General features: G+C 74.5%; 2 protein-coding genes. Both read left to right on the top strand.

From position 1 onward, the window contains the following. Positions 1-1,317 (top strand): S8 family serine peptidase (locus tag TW83_RS19055; RefSeq protein WP_343251972.1); only part of this gene is annotated, 1,317 nt, incomplete at its 5' end. A gap of 70 nt (positions 1,318-1,387) precedes the next feature. Next, a partial coding sequence (locus TW83_RS19050; protein ID WP_045984365.1) for a hypothetical protein occupies positions 1,388-1,582 on the top strand: 195 nt, incomplete at its 3' end.

Here is a 1,582-nt window from a genome sequence, read left to right as displayed (position 1 = left end):
CCCCCGCCCGTTTCCATGCCCCGCCCCGACCCCATCAAGGCCCCGCCGATGACCCAAGACGCCCCGACCACCCGCCGCGCGCTGCTGACCCGGATGGGACTGGCGGCCGGGTTGGCCTATGCGACGCCGACGCTGATCGGGACCGGCACGGCCCGCGCGTCCGATGCCAGCGCGCCGTCGGGGCGGGCATCGGTGTCGCGCCCGGTGCGCCAGCGACGGCGCCGCGCGCCTGCCCGTCCCGAGATGGTCGTGATCCTGGCGCCGGGACAAAGCCTGCAGCCGCTGCAGGCGGCAGGCTATGACGTGCTGTCGCAGCGCGACAACGCGACGTTGGCGCGCCGCGCCGCCCGGCTGCGCCTGCCGCCGGGCCGCAACCCGGCACAGGCCCGGGCAGAGATCGCCCGCCTGCTGCCCGGATCGACCGCGGCGCTGAATTCGCTCTATCGCCCCGACGACCTGACCTGCGACGGCGCGGACTGCGCGGCCCAGCAGATGATCGGCTGGCGCCCTGCCGATCTGCAGGCCCGGCCGCGGATCGGCATGATCGACACGGGTGTCAATCCCGACCATCCCGCGTTGCGCGGTCAGTCGCTGCGCGTGAACCAGGTCGACCTGGACGGGCGGAACGCGGCGGGGCGCCGGCATGGCACCGCCGTCGCGGCCCTTCTGATCGGCAACGCGCAGGGTCGCGCCCCCGGCCTGCTGCCGCGTGCCGACCTGATCGCGGTCGAGGCGTTCCACAGCCGCGCCGATGGGGCGGCGGCGGATGCGTTCTCGTTGCTGAACGCGCTGGACGTGCTGATCCAGGCGCGTGTGCAGGTCATCAACATGTCCTTTTCCGGCCCCGCGAACCCCGTGCTGCGCCAGGTCGTGGTCGAGGCGCGCGATGCGGGCATCGGCCTGGTCGCGGCCGCGGGGAACGGCGGGCCGGGCGCCGCCCCCGCCTTTCCCGCCGCCTGGCCAGAGGTGATCGCCGTCACCGCCGTCGATGCCGACCGTGCACCCTATCGCCAGGCGGCGCGGGGTCCGCATGTCGCGCTGGCGGCGCCGGGGGTGAACCTGTGGACCGCCGCCTCAATCGAGGGGGGGCGGCTGCGGTCGGGGACCTCGTATGCCGCGCCCTTCGTGTCGGCGGCGCTGGCGCTTGGCATGGCGCGCGACGGGCTGAGCGCGACGGATGCGCGCGACCGGTTGTTCCGCTGCGCCGCCGATCTGGGCGCACCGGGCCGCGACCCGGTGTTCGGCCACGGCATGGTCGCGTCGCCGTCGGCCTGCCCCGAGGCAGAATCGCAGATTCTTTCCGTCAGCGGGGAATAAGCCGCCCCGCCGGCCCGTTGCATCCATGAACCGGACAGGACCGGTTCCGGCAACACAAAGGAAGAAGCCCATGTCCGATACGTCCGATATCCGCCTCTCGCGTCGCGGCCTTCTGGCCAAGCTGGGCCTGGCCGCAGGGGCCGCCGGCGCGATCTATGCCGCCCCCACCCTAGTCGGGTTCGGGGCGGCCCATGCCAGCGGCGCCAGCGGTCGCGGCGGCGGCAGCGGCAGTGGCGGCCGTTCCGGCAGCGGCCGGGGTGGCAGC

It is taken from the genome of Paracoccus sp. S4493 (genome assembly GCF_000967735.1).
Classification (GTDB): Bacteria; Pseudomonadota; Alphaproteobacteria; order Rhodobacterales; family Rhodobacteraceae; genus Paracoccus; species Paracoccus marcusii.
The sequence above is the reverse complement of the archived record's forward strand: the minus strand, read 5'-3'. Positions and strand labels throughout refer to the sequence as shown.